The organism is Paraburkholderia elongata (assembly GCF_013177735.1).
In the GTDB taxonomy this organism is placed as follows: domain Bacteria; phylum Pseudomonadota; class Gammaproteobacteria; order Burkholderiales; family Burkholderiaceae; genus Paraburkholderia; species Paraburkholderia elongata.
Genome location: NZ_WOEZ01000052.1, coordinates 40713 through 57680, shown reverse-complemented (window position 1 = coordinate 57680; position 16968 = coordinate 40713). Strand labels below are relative to the sequence as shown.

Here is a 16968-nt window from a genome sequence, read left to right as displayed (position 1 = left end):
CACTAACTCACCTGGTCCCCCTATCATGTCCACGAACTCATCCCAATCGAACGCTACGCCGATCGTGACCGAGCTGCGCGTCGTGCCCGTCGCCGGCCGTGACAGCATGCTGATGAACCTGAGCGGCGCGCATGGCCCGTTCTTCACGCGCAATATCGTCATTCTGCGCGACAGCGCCGGCCATACCGGCGTCGGCGAAGTGCCGGGCGGCGAGAGCATTCGTAAGACCATCGACGACGCGCGTCCTCTGGTTATCGGTCAGTCGATCGGCAATCTTCAAGCTATCCTGAACAAAGCGCGTACGCAGTTCGCCGACCGCGACGCTGGCGGCCGTGGTCTGCAGACATTCGATCTGCGCACCACGATTCACGCGGTGACGGCGCTCGAAGCCGCCTTGCTCGATCTGCTCGGCCAGCATCTGGGCGTGCCTGTCGCGGCACTGCTCGGCGAAGGCCAGCAACGCGACGAAGTGGAAATGCTCGGTTACCTGTTCTATATCGGCGACCGCAAGAAAACCGATCTGCCCTATGCTAGCGGCGCGCAAGGGCGCGACGATTGGGAGCGCGTGCGTACCGAAGAAGCGATGACGCCCGAGGCGGTGGTGCGACTTGCCGAGGCAGCGCAAGCGCGCTATGGCTTCAACGATTTCAAGCTCAAGGGTGGCGTGTTGCCCGGCGACGCCGAAATCGAAGCGGTCACGGCGCTCGCCGAGCGTTTCCCCAATGCCCGCGTCACGCTCGACCCGAACGGCGCATGGTCGCTCGCGGAAGCGGTGCGCCTGTGCCGCGACAAACACGACGTGCTGGCTTACGCGGAAGATCCGTGCGGTGCGGAAAACGGCTACTCGGGCCGCGAGGTGATGGCCGAATTCCGCCGCGCGACCGGTTTGCCGACGGCGACCAACATGATCGCTACCGACTGGCGTCAGATGGGTCACGCGATCCAGTTGCAGTCGGTGGATATCCCGCTTGCCGATCCGCACTTCTGGACCATGCAGGGCTCGGTGCGTGTCGCGCAGATGTGTAACGAGTGGGGGCTCACCTGGGGCTCGCACTCGAACAATCACTTCGACATTTCGCTCGCGATGTTCACGCATGTCGCGGCTGCGGCACCCGGCAAGATCACGGCGATCGACACGCACTGGATCTGGCAGGACGGTCAGCGCTTGACGCGTGAGCCGCTGCAGATCGTCGGCGGCAAGGTGAAGGTGCCTCAGGCCGCCGGCCTTGGTGTCGAGTTGGATATGGACGAGATCGAGAAGGCGCACGCGCTGTATCAGCAGCATGGTCTTGGCGCACGCGACGACGGCGTGGCCATGCAGTACCTGATTCCGAACTGGAAGTTCGATAACAAGCGCCCGTGTCTGGTGCGCTAAGTCTCCCATGATCCGGGCGGCGGTCCGTGGGGCCGCCGCAAGCTGCTGCGATCAACTACCGCAGTTCCGCCACACTCAACTCCGGCGAAACACAACGTGCGAGATGCGCTGCACGAGCAACGCGGCCGCAAGTGCCGCCACCGCCGTCAGCCACACACCGATATGAATTGACTGCACCAGTGCATCGCGTGCCGTGTCGATCAGCGCCAACGTATTGAGCCCCGACGGCTTCATATCCGCAATCAGTTTCAGACGCAATGCTTCGTCGATCAGGATGCGCAGATCGACGAAGCGCGGCTGCCACTGTGATACGGCCGGCTCGCCGAGCACGCTCATCGTGCGCGTGACCACACTGCGGTAATGGTGCGAAACCACCGTTGCCACAATGCTCGTGCCCAGCATCCCACCCACCATCCGCGTGGACTGCAGCAGCGCGGTCGTGATGCCGAAGCGCTCACGCCCGGCAATCTCCTGGCCGAACACATTCAGATTGTTCAGGATGAAACCCAGGCCGATGCCGACGGCCGCCATCGGCAATTCGATCCATACGTGCGGCGTCTCCGGATTGGCGAACGCCAACGCGATCGATGCGAACAGCAGCAGCGCGAACCCAATCGAGAGAATCCGCGTGGGCTTCTTCATGTGAATGACGATGCGCGTATTCAGCAGGCTGCCGAGCGCGATGCAGGCGGCGATCGGCGTAGCGAGCAGACCGGCTTGTTGCGGCGACAGTCCGAAGCCGCCTTGCAACAGCAGCGGCGCGAAGAAGATCAGCGAAAACATCACAAAGCCGGACAGGAAGCCGAGTATGAACAACGTGACGAGCTGCGCATCCTTGAACAGGTCGAGCGGAATGATCGGATGCGTGGCGCGTTTCTCGCACACCAGCAACGCGATGGCGCCCACGATCACGAATGCTGCCAACGCCAGGGTGCCGGTCGTCAGACCGTCTTTAGGCACGGCTTCGATAAGAGCCTGCAGGCCGCCCAACACGGCGGCCACCAGCGCTGCGCCGAGCCAGTCGATCTTGACCTCGCCCTCGTGCGGCCGCTGGAAGTTGGGCAGATGCGCCCAGGTGAAATAGAGCGCTGCGGCGCAAACCGGCAGGTTGATCAGGAAGGTGGAGCGCCAGCCCCAATGCTCGCTCATCCAGCCACCCAGCGACGGGCCCGCCGCGGTGCCGATCCCGTAGGCGGCTGCCATCACCACCTGCCAGCGCACCCGTGCGCGCGGATCGGGGAAAAGGTCCGGGATCGACGCGAACGCCGTGCCCACCATCATTCCGCCGCCGACGCCTTGCAAGCCGCGTGCGATCACGAGGAACAGCATGTCGTTCGCGACGCCGCAGAGCACCGACGCCACCGTGAACGTGATGACCGCGGCGATCACGAAACGCTTGCGGCCGAAATAGTCGCCGAGACGGCCGAACACAGGAACGGTCACCACCGACGCCAGCAGGTACGCGCTGGCAATCCATGCGTAGTACTCGAAGCCGTGCAGCTCGGCGACGATCGAAGGCAGTGCAGTGCTGACGACAGTCTGGTCGAGTGCGACCAGCATATTGACGAGGCCGATGCCGAGCATCGCTAGCAGGGCGTTTCGGAAAGGCAGGGCAGTCGCGGTCGTAGTCGCAGTCGAGTTCACGGGTCTGGAAGAGAAGGGCTTTTCAGGGTGGGCGCCGCGCGGCAGAGCGCGGGCCAAGGTCTTAACCGCTATTGTGTCCTATAGATGTCTGACCTCTTGTTGCCAATTATACGGGTTTTCCCTTATTCGAGACTATTTTCCAGGCATTCAGCGCGAAAAAATGCCGTGCGCGCGGGCACGGCAGGGTGGATGCAATTCGATATGTGACGTCTGTTGACGACCACTTATTCAGCGTTTCAGTCCGTCGTGCCGGCGGCGAATGGGTCTGCGCACCCATATCCTGTGTCGGCACGCTGCAATATGCCGCCGGCGCTCAGATGTTGATCTGACCACCCATTTCCACCACGCGGTTAGCGGGCAGGCTGTAATACTCGGCCGCCTGCGCCGCGTTTCTTGCAAGAAACGCGAACAGCTTCTCGCGCCAGAGTGGCATCGTTTTGCTTTCACCGGTCGCCATGACGGTGTCGCGCGCGAGGAAGAACGACGTATCCGCAGGTTCGTACTTCCAGTTCGGCATCTGCTTTTGCGCCAGTTCGAGAATGAAGGGAACGTTCGGAATCTCCATGAAGCCATAGTGAACCGTGACGGCGTAGCATTCGTGCCCGAGGTCCACCACCGTCGCTTTGCGCTCGTCGGGAACATGCGGAACGTTGTCCGTCGTACCGGCAAGGAAGATGTTGGTCTGATGCATGACGCCGTTGTGTTTCAGGTTATGCAGAAACGCGGATGGCGCCATGTCGACAACCCCACCTGGAAAAACGGCCGTGCCGTTCACACGCGGCGGCGAGTGTGCGCCGTCGCACAGGGAGTGAATCAATGCCACCAGCGGCATATTGTCGGTTTTCATCTTGTCGACAATCGTTTCACGTCCCTTATGCCAGGTTGTCATCACGGTGAATAACACGCCGCCGGCGAGCAGCGGAAACCAGCCGCCTTCAAGTACTTTGCTAACGTTGCTCGACACGAACACCGCGTCGACCAGGGCGAGGGGGAGGATGACAGCCGCGGTTGCAAGCGGCTTCCAGCGCCACAGGCAGTGAGTGATGAAGTACATCAGCAAGGTGGTCAGCAGCATGGTCGATGCCACTGCGATACCGTAAGCCGCCGCCAGATTGTCGGAGGATTTGAAGAACACCACGAGAAAAACGACGGCCGCATAAAGCGTGACGTTGATGAACGGGACATACACCTGCCCGATCTCGTGCGTCGACGTGTGCACGACCGGAATGCGCGGCAGAAAGCCGAGTTGCACGGCCTGCTTGGTCATCGAAAAGGCGCCCGAGATGACGGCCTGCGACGCGATGATCGTGGCCGCCGTGGCGAGCAGCACCAGCGGCACGAGTGCCCAGTCAGGAGCAGACTGAAAAAATGGTTGAGCGATCGCCGAGGGCTTTTCCAGAACCAGCGCCGCCTGACCGAAATAGTTCAGCACCAGGCTGGGTAGCACGAGAAGCAGCCACGCGAGACGGATCGGTTTTTTGCCGAAATGGCCCATGTCGGCGTAAAGAGCCTCGCCGCCGGTCAGCGCCAGAAAGACCGAGCCCAGCACGACGAACGCGGTGGCCGGCGCCTGTGCGACGAATTTGACGGCATAGAGCGGCGACACGGCCTGCACAATGGCCGTATGCGTGACGATATGGGATACGCCAAGCGCCGCCAGTGTCACGAACCATACGATCATCACCGGCCCGAAAACCGTGCCGACCGCGCCCGTGCCGCGTTTCTGAAGTTTGAAAAGACCGGTGAGAATGACGAGCGAGATGGGGACAATCCATTCGGTCAGATGCGGGTCCACGAGTGTCACGCCTTCCACTGCGGATATCACCGAAATGGCCGGCGTGATCATCGAATCGCCGTAGAACATGGCCGCGCCGAATACCCCGAGCGTCAATAAAACGCCGCGCAATCGCACGGGCGCGACGCCGGATGCAAGTGCGGTGAGCGCCAGGATGCCGCCCTCACCTTCATTGTCCGCACGCATCACGAAACTGACATATTTCAGCGTGACGACAATGATGATCGACCACAGAATTAGCGACACAATGCCGAACACATTGGTTTGCGTGATACCGCCTGCCGCCTTCAGGCATTCGCGGAGCGTATAGAGCGGGCTGGTTCCGATATCACCGAACACAACCCCGATGGCGCCGAGCACAAGGCCGGGTGCAGCTTTCTTTGCAGAAGAGGCCGCGCTGAGAGCAGTGGAGGACATAGGGGGTTCTAAGTTGAGCGATACGTGATTGAAAGGAGGGTTCGTGAGATTGCCTCGTATGCTACCGACCCTACCTTTCAGAACAACTTTCAATGACTGCGGCATCGCATTGGCCACACCGGCAGAGAATTGTCTTCTTCCACCGCAGTGAAATGCGTACCCTTACAGTGTGGTCAATCGGTCAAAGTGGTCACGCCAACGCGTATATGCTCGCCGCTCGCCGATCCCTTTCACCCGTCTCGGGGAGACTTCATGATCACGTGGATACATGCAGGTCCATCCATCGTCGCGTCATTTCTCGCGTCCCTGGTGGAGTTCGTGGAAGCGTTGACCGTCATCCTTGCGGTTGGGTCGATACGAGGCTGGCGTTCAGCACTGACGGGTGCGGCGGCCGCCATGCTCGTACTTGTGGTGCTGGTCGTTGCGCTCGGCCAGTCGTTGCTACAGGCGCCGTTAGTCGCGGTGCGACTGCTCGTCGGCACGCTTGCGCTGCTGTTCGGTGCGCGCTGGCTGCGCAAAGCCATGCTGCGGGCAACAGGGGGAATACCGCTGCACGACGAGCAAGCTGCCTTCGAAAAGGAGACGGCAGCGCTGCGCAAGTTCGGCGGCACACGCCGCGCCAGGTGGGATGCCATTGCCCTCGCGACTTCGTTCAAGATTGTGATGCTCGAGGGCATGGAAGTCGTCTTCATCGTCATCGCGCTCGGCGCCAGCAGTCGTCAAATGGGTCCGGCGTCGGCCGGCGCGGCCGCCGCCCTTGTGCTCGTTTGCGGGCTGGGCGTCGTGTTGCATCGGCCGTTGGCGAACGTGCCCGAAAACACGTTGAAGTACGCGGTCGGCATCCTGCTCTGCGCATTCGGTACATTCTGGGCAGGCGAAGGCCTCGGCCTCGTGTGGCCCTCGGGCGATCTGGCTATCCTCGTCCTCGCTGGCGGTTACCTGCTCGTGTCGCAGGCGCTGATCTTCGCGTGCCGCCTGTACCGGGCACGTGTGCCCGCCAACACCCGGAGCCCGCGGGCAGCCGCGGTGACTCACCCACCGCGCCATGGGATCGTGCGAGTCTGGCAAGAAGTTCTGGGGCTATTTGTTGACGATGGCTTGTTGGCCGCCAGCGTGCTGGCCTGGATCGCAACAATGGCGGTGCTCACGCGCGCGGCTGTGGTCAATCACGCGTACACGCCCGGCCTCCTGTTCGTCGGCGTGGCCTTCATCCTTGTTCTGAGTGCGGGACGCGCTGCTGTACGTTAGCGGCGGCGCGTGTCGCAGCCACCGCCTTGATTTCAACAAAAAGCGTTGGCCTCGCCAATGCGGCCACGCCGAGGATGGTCCAGGCCGGGGCATCCACCTTGATATAGCGATCCTTGATCTCGCGAAATGCCGCGGCCACGGTAGTCTCGGATGAACTAGTCGTTCTGGTGAAACACCAACGTCTGGAAACGTCCCGATAAACAACGGAAAAATGTTGAGGTAGCATCAGCGAACGCAACAGGGGAGAAACCGGTGTTTCGGAGAATTAGATCTCGCATAAGTACGATCGGTGCTCCTCTCTCCAGTCTGCTTCTCAGCGATCTGCTGACGGTCCTGGCAGACATGATTGGCTTCATCACACTCCCTTGGTGGATCGTTCATCGGGGCGGCGCGCATGACCTGGCGATCTACAGCGCAAGCATTGCCATCACCACGATTTTTGCAATGCCCCTGCTTTCGCCACTTGGGGATCGCTATGCAAAGAGACCGCAGATTGTATGGGGTATCTGCGCCTTAACGGTCGTGGCCTTTACCTTTGCTACGCTCGCCTCGCTGTCCGACTATCGACTTACGCTCATCATCTGCATAGGCGTAGTCACCGTAGTGGCGAAAGCCTTCATCGATCCGGCCAGCTCCACAATTTCGGCTGAACTTGTTCCGGCGAATCGTTTGGCCGAGGCGCTTCGTCTTCGCAAGTCAACGCAAGCGGCTGGTCGTGCCTTGGGACCAGCCTTGGCTGGTGCAGCACTGGCCTTAGGCGGTATCGCTGCAACATTTTGGCTGAACGGCATCCTGCTCGGCTTGGCGGCCTATGTGACTTTGCAGCTTCCATCTGAGTTGCCGCATTGCGAACACCCGCGCGGGTTGGCGCAGTGGTGGGAAGATCTGCGCGCCGGACTGCATGCCAAATGGATCGTTCCACTGGAGCGTGGTTGGACACTTGTCAATTTCCTCGTCTGGATATTCCAGGGGCCTGCAGTCGGCATGCTGATCCCGCTTAAAGTTCAATCACTCGGGTTGTCGGGTCTCTGGTTGGGTGGTTGCGAAGCGGCCTTATCTATAGGTTTGCTGCTCGGCAGCTTTCGCGGTTCTGACGCACTGGTACGCCGGTTCGGCCGATTCAATGTCCGGGTTGGGGCCGCTATGTGCGAGGGACTGGCACTTGCCGCTTCGGGCTGGGCGCATTCACCCGTCATGCTGGTATTGGCGCTCACCTGTGTGGGTTTCGCCAATGCATCAATGGGACTCGTCGGCGCGACTCATCGCTCATTGGCTATCCCGCAGAATTTCCGCGTACGCATTCTCGCTGCCAGCATGATGACTACGCAGATTGCAGGCATTCTTGGACCCATGATCGCGGGCGTGGCCCTCACCCACTGGGCGGTGGGGGAAGTCTATACTTGCTTCGGTCTTGCCACTTGTCTGCTCGCTTTCGGCTTCGTCCTTATACCGCGATCGCGCGAATTCTTTGCGCTTAATCACGATCAAGTGAAGGATTGGTTTCGTCACGAATATCCCGACGCGTTCAAGCCTGCAGTGCCCGCATCGAAACAGATTACTTAGATCGTGACCTACGGTCGATCGCACCCGTCGAAAGCAGACGTTCGAGTCCTGTCGCGAAGCCGACATGACGCGATCTGAAGGGGCGATTTTTTTGAACGTCACGTTCAGCATGCGTTTTCACACGACCTCGCCGAAGAACTGCCTGTGAGCGCTTGGCACCGTTGGCCGTTGTCTGGACCCTGTTTGTTGCGCTTGTATATGCGCGCTTCAGTCGCCAAACATGGCTTTTATGTCGCGTCCCGTCTGCTCGGCTTCCTCAATTAGCCAGTCGAGAAATTGCCTGGTTGCAGGGGAGTCTGCCGCAGTTCGCTTCCAGCAAATGAAGTATGGGAACGGCATGGGTAGGGCGACCTTGAACGGCGCGACAAGTTCGTGTCGCTTGATGCTATCAATGGCAAAAAAGCCCTGTCCCAACGAAATGCATCTTCCCCGAATTGCCGCATCGATTGCCATGCCGGAAACGGAGTAAGTGAGTGGCGCCAACCCCTCGGGCAGAGGCACGCCAACCGCATGCAACCAGTGTCCCCACGTTGGTGGCGACATGTTTGCCCATCCCCACTCGACGTGAATCAGCGGGTAGCGCAAGATATCCGCCGGTTGCGAGATTGGTTTTTCCGCCTGCAACAGCGAGGGTGCAAACACGGGTGCAACCCTGTCCGTAAAGACGACGTGATAGGGCGTTCCGTCATTCGGTAGTGCCCCATACGTTAGCCGGACGTCGGCACTTCTCGCGCCGATACTGGTTTCGTGGTCGACGACCTCGACATGGACCTGCACGTGAGGGCAGATGGTGTGCCACGTGTCCAATCTGGAGGCAAGCCAATGGGTCGCGACTGACGGAAATGTCATCAGGGTGAGCCGGCGGCCCGTCTGTGCCTTGAGCGCCGCCTGGGCGCTATGAAAGCACTCGAACCCCCGGGAGATGTGCGAGTGGTACAGCTCGCAGAGCGGGGTCGGTCGCAGGCCCGTGTTTTCCCGCTCGAAAAGCGCGACCCCGAGAAAGTCTTCAAGGACGCGAATCTGCTGACTAATCGCACCGGGCGTCACGTGAAGCGCCTCGGCGGCGGCCACGACGCCCCCGTAACGAATGACGGCATCGAATATCTGCAAGGCTCGAAGAGGAGGAAGGCGGTTCATGTCGTTGACCTGGCAAATGCCATCGTGAAGCCAGTCTAGCAAAGACTGATCTCCGCCTCGACGTCCAACAGCGTCATGCAATGCCGCACGCTTACGGCTTCACATCGGTCTTGAACCACTTTTCCGACAACCGCGTCACGGTACCGTCTGCTAGTGCTGCCGTGATGGCTGCGTCAAATTTTGCTTTCAGATCCGTATCCTGTTTGCGAAACCCAAGACCTTCTCCCGGCCCCCAAACCGCGCCACCGATCGTTGGTCCGGCGATCCGGATTCGGGCGGTGTCTTTGTTGTCGGCGATTCCGGCGTAATAGGTTACGTCGTCGAAGGCCATGTCGACGCGTCCGTTGACCAGGTCGAGGTCACGTTCGGCCGAGGTCTTGTAGAGGCGTACGGAAGTGATGTCCTTGAAGTTGTCGGTGATGAACTTGGTGTACACCGTGCCGGATTGAATGCCGATCGATTTCCCTCTCAGTTGATCGCGCAGCGGGGCGATCATGGGGCTGTCGGTTTTGGGGTCGCCAGTCAGCTTGAGGGAAGAGGTTTTTCCTGTCGTGTTCGCCAATCCATGTCCATCTACCGTCGCGAATGCGGCCGGCGTCGCAGCGTAGGGCTTGGAGAAGGCAATGACCTGTTGACGTTCTGGTGTGATTGCAAGGGCATCCATCACAACATCGAATTTGCCGGCCTGCAGGCCGGTAATGAGGCCGTCAAAGTCCTGGGCGACTGTTTCGCATTGCAGGTTGACCCGCTTGCACAGATTGTCGATTAATTCCGGTTCGAATCCCGAGATTTTTCCGCTCGGCAAGGTCAGATTCCACGGAGCATAACTGCCTTCCAGGGCAACCTTCACGGTCTTCCATTCCTTTGCTTGAGCGCCGTTTCCTGCCAGTGCCAGCACGCCGAGAAAGGTGACGAGAGAAGTCTTCAGGACTCTTGTGGAAATCGTATTCACATTACACCTCCATAGTGTCGAATCAAGGTTGTGTTTGGATCGGAAATACTCGGATCGCCACACTCCGCGGCATTGCGGGCGCTACCGGCTTCAGCTGTGCAATGTGCCGGCGATGTTTTCCACGATGCTCAGCAAGTCGCCCTGTTCGACGAGCCGGTGGACTCCCATCATGTCCGGATAGAAGAACCGATCGCCTTCTGCTGTCGGGGCAACCTGTCGAATTCGCGCATACACCGCCGCGGTTGCGGGTGATGCGTCGGCTGGATCGAAGAAGTCCAGCGCCTGGGCGGCGGTGAGCAGTTCGATCGCCAGCACGTGCTGCAACTTCTGCGAAGTTGCGTAGGCTTTTCGTGCCGCGTGATAGGCGAAGCTCACGGGGTCTTCCTGGTTGCCGCACGTCGGCACGCTGTCGACGCTTGCTGGTTGAGCAAGGGTGCGCATCTCACCCAGCAATCCGGCCGCCGTGTACTGAATGATCATGTAACCGCTGTTCAGCCCCGGATCCTTCGCGAGGAACGCGGGCAGTTCGCTGAAGGACGGGTTGACGAGCCGGTCCGTCCGGCGCTCCGAGATCTTCGCGAGCGTTGTCATGGCGATGCAGAGGAGATCGCAAGCAATGCCGACGAACGTACCGTCGAAGTTGGCGCCGGATATCGCGGTACCATCCTCGCCGTCGGGATGGATGACAGGGTTGTCGCCGCACGACCCCACTTCATCGAGAATCGCGTCGTACGCGTCCTTGATCGCCCGCTTGGACGCCCCGTGTACCTGAGCAATGCCGCGAAGGCTGTAGGCGTCCTGCAGTCTGTAATCGGCAAAGCGATCGCATAGCGCACTTCCGGCCAGCAGCCGCCGGATGTTGTCGGCCGTGTTCCTCTGATCGACATGTTTCTTGACGGAGTGATACCGGGCATCCAACGAGCGCGTGGTTGCCTTGAGCGGCTGCAGGGACATCGATGCGGCAATGTCCGCAACCTTCGAAAGCTCGATCGCGTTGTAAAGCGCCAGCATCCCGATCGCGGTCACTGAGGTGGTGCCGTTGGTGAGCGAAAGCCCTTCCTTGCAGCGCAAGGAGTGCGGCTTCAGCCCCGCTCGCTCCAATGCTTCGGCGCCGCTCATGCGTTCACCGCGGCAGAAAGCTTCTCCTTCGCCAATCAGCACGAGCGCCATATGTGCCTCGGGCGCGAGATAACCGACCGATCCGTCGCCCGGCGCGAACGGCGTGATGTCGTTGTTCAGCAGCCCGGCGATTTGCTGCAGCAATTCGAGGCTTACGCCGGAATAACCCTTGCCGAGGCTGATCAACATCATCAGGAGCGTGGCTCGGACAACTTCGCGAGGCAGCGGTTCGCCGACCGAGACGGCATGGGAGCGCACGATATTTCGCTGAAGCTGCTCGGCGTCGTTCGGGCTGATGACGCGTGTCGAATTTGCGCCAAAGCCAGACGTCACGCCATAGACAAGCCGGTTCTGGCTCAGAAAAAGATCGACCAGGCGGCGCGAATTCAACACGCGCTCGCGATAGACTGGCGAGAACTTTATCTGTGCGCCATGTCGGGCTACGGCAATGAATTGCTCGATCGAAATATCGGATTCTCCGAGCTGAACTTCGGATATCTTGCTTGGTCGAGATTCGATGTGCGCCAAATTCATTCTGAATGTCCTCTGTCGAATGCATGAAATGAAGTGGGTGGAAAAATCAGCTTCAAAGCGCGATGTTTGCCGGAGATCATTGCAGGGCAGAGTAGCGTCGGCGGTGTTGGTGCACAAACGATTTGATTTGAGTTCCGCGTTTAGTTTTTCTAAAGTCGGATTTGTTGCGTCATGTTGAATTTGACTGTCTAAAGGATGAGTTCTGTTTAATTCGATAAAATAATTTTCTCGGATTTTGGACTGGTACCAGAAAATCTCGATATTTCGATTCAGTCGCTAGCCGATCTGATTGCGAACATAGACAGGATCAGCCGTAACACTGCTTAGATAACAGCGCTGTAATCAACCGGACGGTTTCTGGTAAGGACACGCGATTTATTCTACAGACCAGTGCGCCGGCGTTTGATTTTGCCCGGGCGCCCGTGCGATGCCAATGACTCGCACAGAGTTCGACAACTCGGCCGACGGAGTAGATATCCCGTGTCCTTTCGCCATTCCGCCCCTTCGTATTACCCCACCAGCCGGCCGTCCCGCGATCACCGGAAGATGCGATGAATCAGCTTGCGTCGATACGCGTCTTCACCAAAGTCGCGGAGTGCCTGAATTTTGCGGAAGCGGCCAAGCAATTGGGTATTTCCAATTCGGTCGTTACCCGCAGCGTGGCGGCGCTCGAGGAGCATTTGGGCGTGCGCCTGATCAATCGGACCACACGGCGTGTTTCGCTGACAAGCACCGGGCAATCCTATTGGGAGTGTTGCGTCGAATTGCTCAAACAACTCGACACGATGGACGAGTGCATTGCGTCCGCCGTGGGGCAGCCGGCCGGTTCGCTTAAGATCGCGGCGTCATCGCTCTATGCGACGACGGACCTGCCTGACGTGCTGGCAGCATACCGCCTGAAGGAGCCGCGCATGAACTTCGAGTTGACCGTGTTCGACAATATGAGCGACGTGGCGCCGCACGAGTTCGATGTATGTTTCAGCGCCGAGCGGCGCCTGCGCGATTCGTCGCTTATCTGCCGGCTGCTCGCGCAGACTCGCGACGTGATCGTTGCGAGCCCCGCATATCTGGCGAGGTGCAGGCCGCCGCGCACACCGGCCGAACTCGCGTCGCACGACGTACTGGTCGCCTCCGATGCGCCAAGCCGCTATTGGGAATTCCGCGATGCGCACGGCACACAGCGCGTCGTTGTGCGGCCGATTCTGAACATACAAAGCCCGTTGGTCGTTAAACGGGCTGTGCAGGCCGGGCTCGGGATCGCACGGCTTTCCCAATCCGTGGTGCAGCAAGAACTCGCGGACGGCAGTCTGCGCGCGCTGCTGAGCGACGCGACGCTCTGCGCCGACGAGCGTACCGTATGGCTGCTCTATTCCGGGCAGCCGCACATGGCGCTCGCGCTGCGCAGCTTCGTCGACTTCGTCGTCGAGCGCTATCGTCACACGCCAGCGGAAAGCAAGCGGCAGGGTGCGATAGCCGTCGGCTCGCTACAACACCAATCGGGCAATACTGAATTGCTGGGGAGCCGCATTTTGTAGGTCCTAAAGTGCGTGAACCTGACGCCGCATATCTGTGCCGCCGCGCTGTTGACGCGACGAAATACCGGCGAGGTCATCATACCCACAAGGATCTGCATTCATGAAAAAACTCCTGATTGCCGCGGCTGCTAACACGGCGCTCGGCTGCGCGCTTGTCCCGATGAGCGCGATGGCGCAAAGCAGCGTCACGCTGTACGGCTTGATCGACGAAGGTCTGAACTACACCAGCAACTCGGGCGGGCATTCGAACGTACAGTTGGAGAGCGGCTTTGCGCAGGGCAGCCGCTGGGGCTTGAAAGGCACCGAAGATCTGGGTGGCGGCACCAAGGCCATCTTCCAGTTGGAGAACGGCTTCGACGTCAACTCGGGCAAACTCGGCCAAGGTAGCCGGATGTTCGGCCGGCAGGCATACGTGGGTCTCAGTTCCGCGCAATTCGGCACGCTGACGATGGGCCGGCAATACGATTCCGTTGTCGACTTCCTCGCGCCGCTCACGGCGAACGGCAACTGGGCGGGCTATCTGATGTCGCATCCGTACGATAACGACAACACCGACAACTCATTCCGCCTGAACAACAGCGTCAAGTACACGAGCAACACTTATGGCGGCGTGACGTTCGGTGGCCTGTACGGTTTCAGCAACCAGGCCGGCGGCTTCGCGAACAACCGTTCATATAGCCTTGGCGCGCAATACGTCGGCAGCTCGGTGACCGTGGCGGCAGCGTACATGCAGATCAACAATCCGGGCGGTACGTCAGGCGGATCGCTTGCAGCCGACGACACAGACTTCTTTGCCGGACGCGAACAGGTTTGGGGTGCGGGCATCAACTATACGATCGGTCCGACGGTGCTTGGCTTCGTGTACAGCCATACGAGCCTGAACAACGCGACGGGGTCGGTGTATGTAGGAAACTTCGCGAACACGGCGAGCTCGTTGAAGTTCGACAACTTCGAACTCAACGCCAAGTATCAGTTCACGAAGAGTGCCTATGTCGGCGCCATGTACACCTACACGCTCGGGCATTTCGACAGCAACGCGGGTAACTCGAAGCCAAAATGGCAGCAATTCGGCTTGATGGCGGACTACAACCTGTCGCTGCGTACGGACGTCTATGTGCAAGGGCTTTATCAGCACGCTTCGGGCGGCAGCACGGTGGCGGCGCCGCTGAATACCGCCTACATCACCGGTGCTGATGCGCCCTCGACGAGCGCGAATCAATTCCTTGCGCGTGTCGGCATCCGGCACCAGTTCTAATGTCAACGTCACGTGTCGACCTTCCCGGAGATCCAGTGGTCATGAGTGGCACAGACTCGCCGCTTACAGTTGCGGGGGCAGCCGCAGACTCGGAGCATTGAATGCATTGATATAAATTACCGAGTACTTTCAGCGAGCTTTTGACGCAACGTCTTCGCGGCCTGAACCATATTGCTCAACGCGGCTTCCGTCTCGGGCCAGCCGCGTGTCTTCAGGCCACAGTCGGGATTGACCCAAAGCCGTTCGGCCGGCACCACTTCGCATGCTCGTTCGAGCAACTGCTGCATCGCATCGGCACTCGGCACGCGCGGCGAATGGGTGTCGAACACGCCCGGTCCAATACCATTCGGATAGGCGAACTCGACAAAACCGTCGAGCAGTTCCATCGAGGAGCGCGAGGTTTCGATCGTGATGACGTCCGCATCCAGATCGGCGATCGCGGGAAGAATGTCGTTGAACTCGGAATAGCACATGTGCGTATGAATCTGCGTGGCGTCGGATACGCCGCCCGCGGCAATCCTGAATGCGCGCGTTGCCCATTCCAGATACGCTGACCGGTCTTCTTTGTGTAGCGGCAAGCCCTCGCGGAAGGCGGGTTCGTCGATCTGAATGATCCGGATGCCGGCTTTTTCAAGGTCGATCACCTCGTCGCGAATCACGAGCGCCAACTGCAGCGCCGTGGTCGAGCGGGGCTGGTCGTCGCGAACAAATGACCACTCGAGCATCGTCACCGGTCCGGTCAGTACGCCTTTCACCAGGCGGTTAGTCAGATCGCGTGGCAGGCGGCGTCCACCATCATGGGTTCAGGACGATAGACGTCACCGTAGATGATCGGCGGCTTGACGCACCGCGAGCCGTAATTCTGGACCCAGCCGTTTTCCGTGAACGCGAAGCCCCAGAGCTTATCGGCAAAGAATTCAACCATGTCGTTGCGCTCCACTTCACCATGCACGAGCACATCGAGTCCCAGTTCTTCCTGCTTGCGAACCACGCTTGCCGTTTCGGCGCGCATCCGTTCAAGGTAGTCGAGTGCTCGCATCTCGCCGCGCTTGTACGCCGCGCGAGCTTGCCGGATTGCCGGTGTTTGCGGAAACGAACCGATCGTGGTGGTCGGCAGCAGGGGGAGTTTCAGTGAGTGCTGCTGCACGCGGCTGCGGACAATGAATGGGCTCTTGCGGCTAGCCATCGCATCGGCGATGCCCGCGACCTTTCTTTGAACGAGGACGTTCATGACCGAGCCCGAGGCACGTCGTGCGTCGAGCGCGGCATCCGCGGCAGCGAGCGCTGGTTCAGCGGCAACCGGGTCGCGGAGTGCGAGCGCAATCGTGCCGAGTTCATCGAGTTTCTCGGTCGCGAATGCGAGCCATAACTTGAGCTCGCCGCCGAGTTTCGTTTCGGAAGCGAGCGTGACCGGCACATGAATGAGCGAGCATGACGGTGCGATCCAGAGGCGCTCACCGCGTTCCGCGTGCAGCGCATCAAGCGAGCCGACGATTTCCCCCAAGTCTGCGCGCCAGATGTTCCGGCCGTCGATCACACCCGCCGACAGCACCTTGTCCGCGGGCAGCGCGGTTCGCCATACGTCGAGTTGTTGCGGCGCACGGATCAGATCGATGTGGACGCCGTGCACGGGAAGTTGCGAAACCATCGCTGCGTGGTCGGCCGCCGTGTCGAAGTAGGTCCCTAGCAAAACCTTGACGCCCGAGACCCCCAACACGTCATACGCTGCCGAGAATGCCTCAAGCCATTCCTCGTTGAGATCGAGGCACAGGGCCGGCTCGTCGAGTTGAACCCATTCGATACCGCGTTCTTTGAGTGTCTCGAGAATGCGCATGTAGCGGATCACCAGCTTCGGCAAAAGCGACAGACGGTCAAAGCCAGGAACAGGACTCTTGGACAGCCACAAGTAGGTGATCGGCCCGATCAACACCGGCTTGACCGGCAGATTCAACGCGAGCGCTTCGTCGATCTCATCAAAGAACCAGTCGACTCCGCCATTGAAGGTCGTATCAGGTCCCAGTTCCGGCACCAGTTAGTGGTAGTTGGTGTCGAACCACTTGGTCATTTCCATGGCCGGTTGTGCTTTGTTGCCCCGCGCGAGCTCGTAATACTGCGTCAGCGAAAGCGTCGCCGGCTCGAACCCGAAGCGCTCCGGCAACGCGCCGAGCAGCGCGCTCAGGTTCAGCATCTGATCGTAGTAAGCGAAGTCGCCGACCGCGACGAAGTCCAGCTTCGCCGCGCGCTGCAATTCCCAATGCCGGATGCGCAATTCCTTTGCGATGCCCTTCAGACAGGCATCGTCGGATTCGCCACGCCAGAACGATTCCTGTGCGAACTTCAATTCGCGCTGTGCGCCGATGCGCGGAAAACCAGAGATGTGGGTGCGGGCCATAG

Annotated in this window: 11 protein-coding genes, 1 pseudogene and 1 riboswitch; of the genes and pseudogenes, 5 read left to right on the top strand and 7 right to left on the bottom strand. The window is 59.9% G+C overall.

Annotation, left to right across the window (positions count from 1 at the left end; genetic code table 11):
- Nucleotides 1–25: 25 nt before the first annotated feature.
- Nucleotides 26–1375, top strand: coding sequence for a glucarate dehydratase (gudD, locus tag GNZ13_RS11380; RefSeq protein ID WP_172163664.1), 1350 nt, complete (start codon nt 26–28; stop codon nt 1373–1375).
- Nucleotides 1376–1450: 75 nt separating this feature from the next.
- Here the strand turns inward: gudD and GNZ13_RS11375 are convergent, their stop codons facing one another.
- On the bottom strand, nt 1451–2959 hold the full coding sequence (locus GNZ13_RS11375) for an MFS transporter (RefSeq protein ID WP_172163661.1): 1509 nt from the start codon (nt 2957–2959) through the stop codon (nt 1451–1453).
- A 373-nt stretch (nt 2960–3332) separates the two neighbouring features.
- Nucleotides 3333–5231: a potassium transporter Kup gene (locus GNZ13_RS11370; RefSeq protein WP_172163658.1), complete on the bottom strand. Its 1899-nt coding sequence runs from the start codon at nt 5229–5231 to the stop codon at nt 3333–3335.
- A gap of 252 nt (nt 5232–5483) precedes the next feature.
- Here GNZ13_RS11370 and GNZ13_RS11365 point away from each other — a divergent pair, with 252 nt between their 5' ends.
- Nucleotides 5484–6479, top strand: coding sequence for a COG4280 domain-containing protein (locus tag GNZ13_RS11365; protein WP_172163655.1), 996 nt, complete (start codon nt 5484–5486; stop codon nt 6477–6479).
- Here the strand turns inward: GNZ13_RS11365 and GNZ13_RS11360 are convergent.
- On the bottom strand, nt 6439–6618 hold the full coding sequence (locus GNZ13_RS11360; protein ID WP_172163555.1) for a RidA family protein: 180 nt from the start codon (nt 6616–6618) through the stop codon (nt 6439–6441). The two genes, GNZ13_RS11365 and GNZ13_RS11360, sit on opposite strands and share 41 nt — an antisense overlap.
- 113 nt (nt 6619–6731) lie before the next feature.
- On the opposite strand from GNZ13_RS11360, the gene GNZ13_RS11355 reads away from it, so the two are divergent.
- Entirely contained in the window at nt 6732–8042 is a 1311-nt protein-coding gene (locus GNZ13_RS11355) for an MFS transporter (protein ID WP_328807218.1), read from the top strand.
- Between the two features lie 207 nt (nt 8043–8249).
- On the opposite strand, the gene GNZ13_RS11350 is transcribed toward GNZ13_RS11355, so the two are convergent.
- The 3 genes from GNZ13_RS11350 to GNZ13_RS11340 form a co-directional block, all read right to left on the bottom strand.
- The gene (locus tag GNZ13_RS11350; protein ID WP_172163649.1) at nt 8250–9179 is read right to left on the bottom strand and encodes a LysR substrate-binding domain-containing protein; all 930 of its coding nucleotides are present in this window, start codon (nt 9177–9179) and stop codon (nt 8250–8252) included.
- A gap of 91 nt (nt 9180–9270) precedes the next feature.
- On the bottom strand, nt 9271–10107 hold the full coding sequence (locus GNZ13_RS11345; RefSeq protein WP_172163738.1) for a transporter substrate-binding domain-containing protein: 837 nt from the start codon (nt 10105–10107) through the stop codon (nt 9271–9273).
- A 114-nt stretch (nt 10108–10221) separates the two neighbouring features.
- Nucleotides 10222–11784, bottom strand: coding sequence for an HAL/PAL/TAL family ammonia-lyase (locus tag GNZ13_RS11340; protein WP_172163646.1), 1563 nt, complete (start codon nt 11782–11784; stop codon nt 10222–10224).
- Between the two features lie 551 nt (nt 11785–12335).
- Between GNZ13_RS11340 and GNZ13_RS11335 the strand changes: the two genes are divergently transcribed.
- Both GNZ13_RS11335 and GNZ13_RS11330 read left to right on the top strand, forming a co-directional pair.
- The gene (locus GNZ13_RS11335; RefSeq protein ID WP_172163643.1) at nt 12336–13319 is read left to right on the top strand and encodes a LysR family transcriptional regulator; all 984 of its coding nucleotides are present in this window, start codon (nt 12336–12338) and stop codon (nt 13317–13319) included.
- Between the two features lie 100 nt (nt 13320–13419).
- The gene (locus GNZ13_RS11330) at nt 13420–14574 is read left to right on the top strand and encodes a porin (protein WP_456238723.1); all 1155 of its coding nucleotides are present in this window, start codon (nt 13420–13422) and stop codon (nt 14572–14574) included.
- A riboswitch (cobalamin riboswitch) is annotated at nt 14540–14698 on the bottom strand. It overlaps the preceding gene by 35 nt.
- Here the strand turns inward: GNZ13_RS11330 and metE are convergent.
- Nucleotides 14691–16966: pseudogene (gene metE, locus GNZ13_RS11325) on the bottom strand (5-methyltetrahydropteroyltriglutamate--homocysteine S-methyltransferase). Its footprint overlaps the riboswitch before it by 8 nt.
- Between the last annotated feature and the right edge of the window lie 2 nt (nt 16967–16968).

Coding starts and splice junctions, on each gene's coding strand:
- GNZ13_RS11335 (WP_172163643.1), top strand. CDS start 12,336: ATGAATCAGCTTGCGTCGATACGCGTCTTCACCAAAGTCGCGGAGTGC.
- GNZ13_RS11350 (WP_172163649.1), bottom strand. CDS start 9,179: ATGAACCGCCTTCCTCCTCTTCGAGCCTTGCAGATATTCGATGCCGTC.
- GNZ13_RS11375 (WP_172163661.1), bottom strand. CDS start 2,959: ATGCTCGGCATCGGCCTCGTCAATATGCTGGTCGCACTCGACCAGACT.
- GNZ13_RS11340 (WP_172163646.1), bottom strand. CDS start 11,784: ATGAATTTGGCGCACATCGAATCTCGACCAAGCAAGATATCCGAAGTT.
- gudD (WP_172163664.1), top strand. CDS start 26: ATGTCCACGAACTCATCCCAATCGAACGCTACGCCGATCGTGACCGAG.
- GNZ13_RS11330 (WP_456238723.1), top strand. CDS start 13,420: ATGAAAAAACTCCTGATTGCCGCGGCTGCTAACACGGCGCTCGGCTGC.
- GNZ13_RS11370 (WP_172163658.1), bottom strand. CDS start 5,231: ATGTCCTCCACTGCTCTCAGCGCGGCCTCTTCTGCAAAGAAAGCTGCA.
- GNZ13_RS11365 (WP_172163655.1), top strand. CDS start 5,484: ATGATCACGTGGATACATGCAGGTCCATCCATCGTCGCGTCATTTCTC.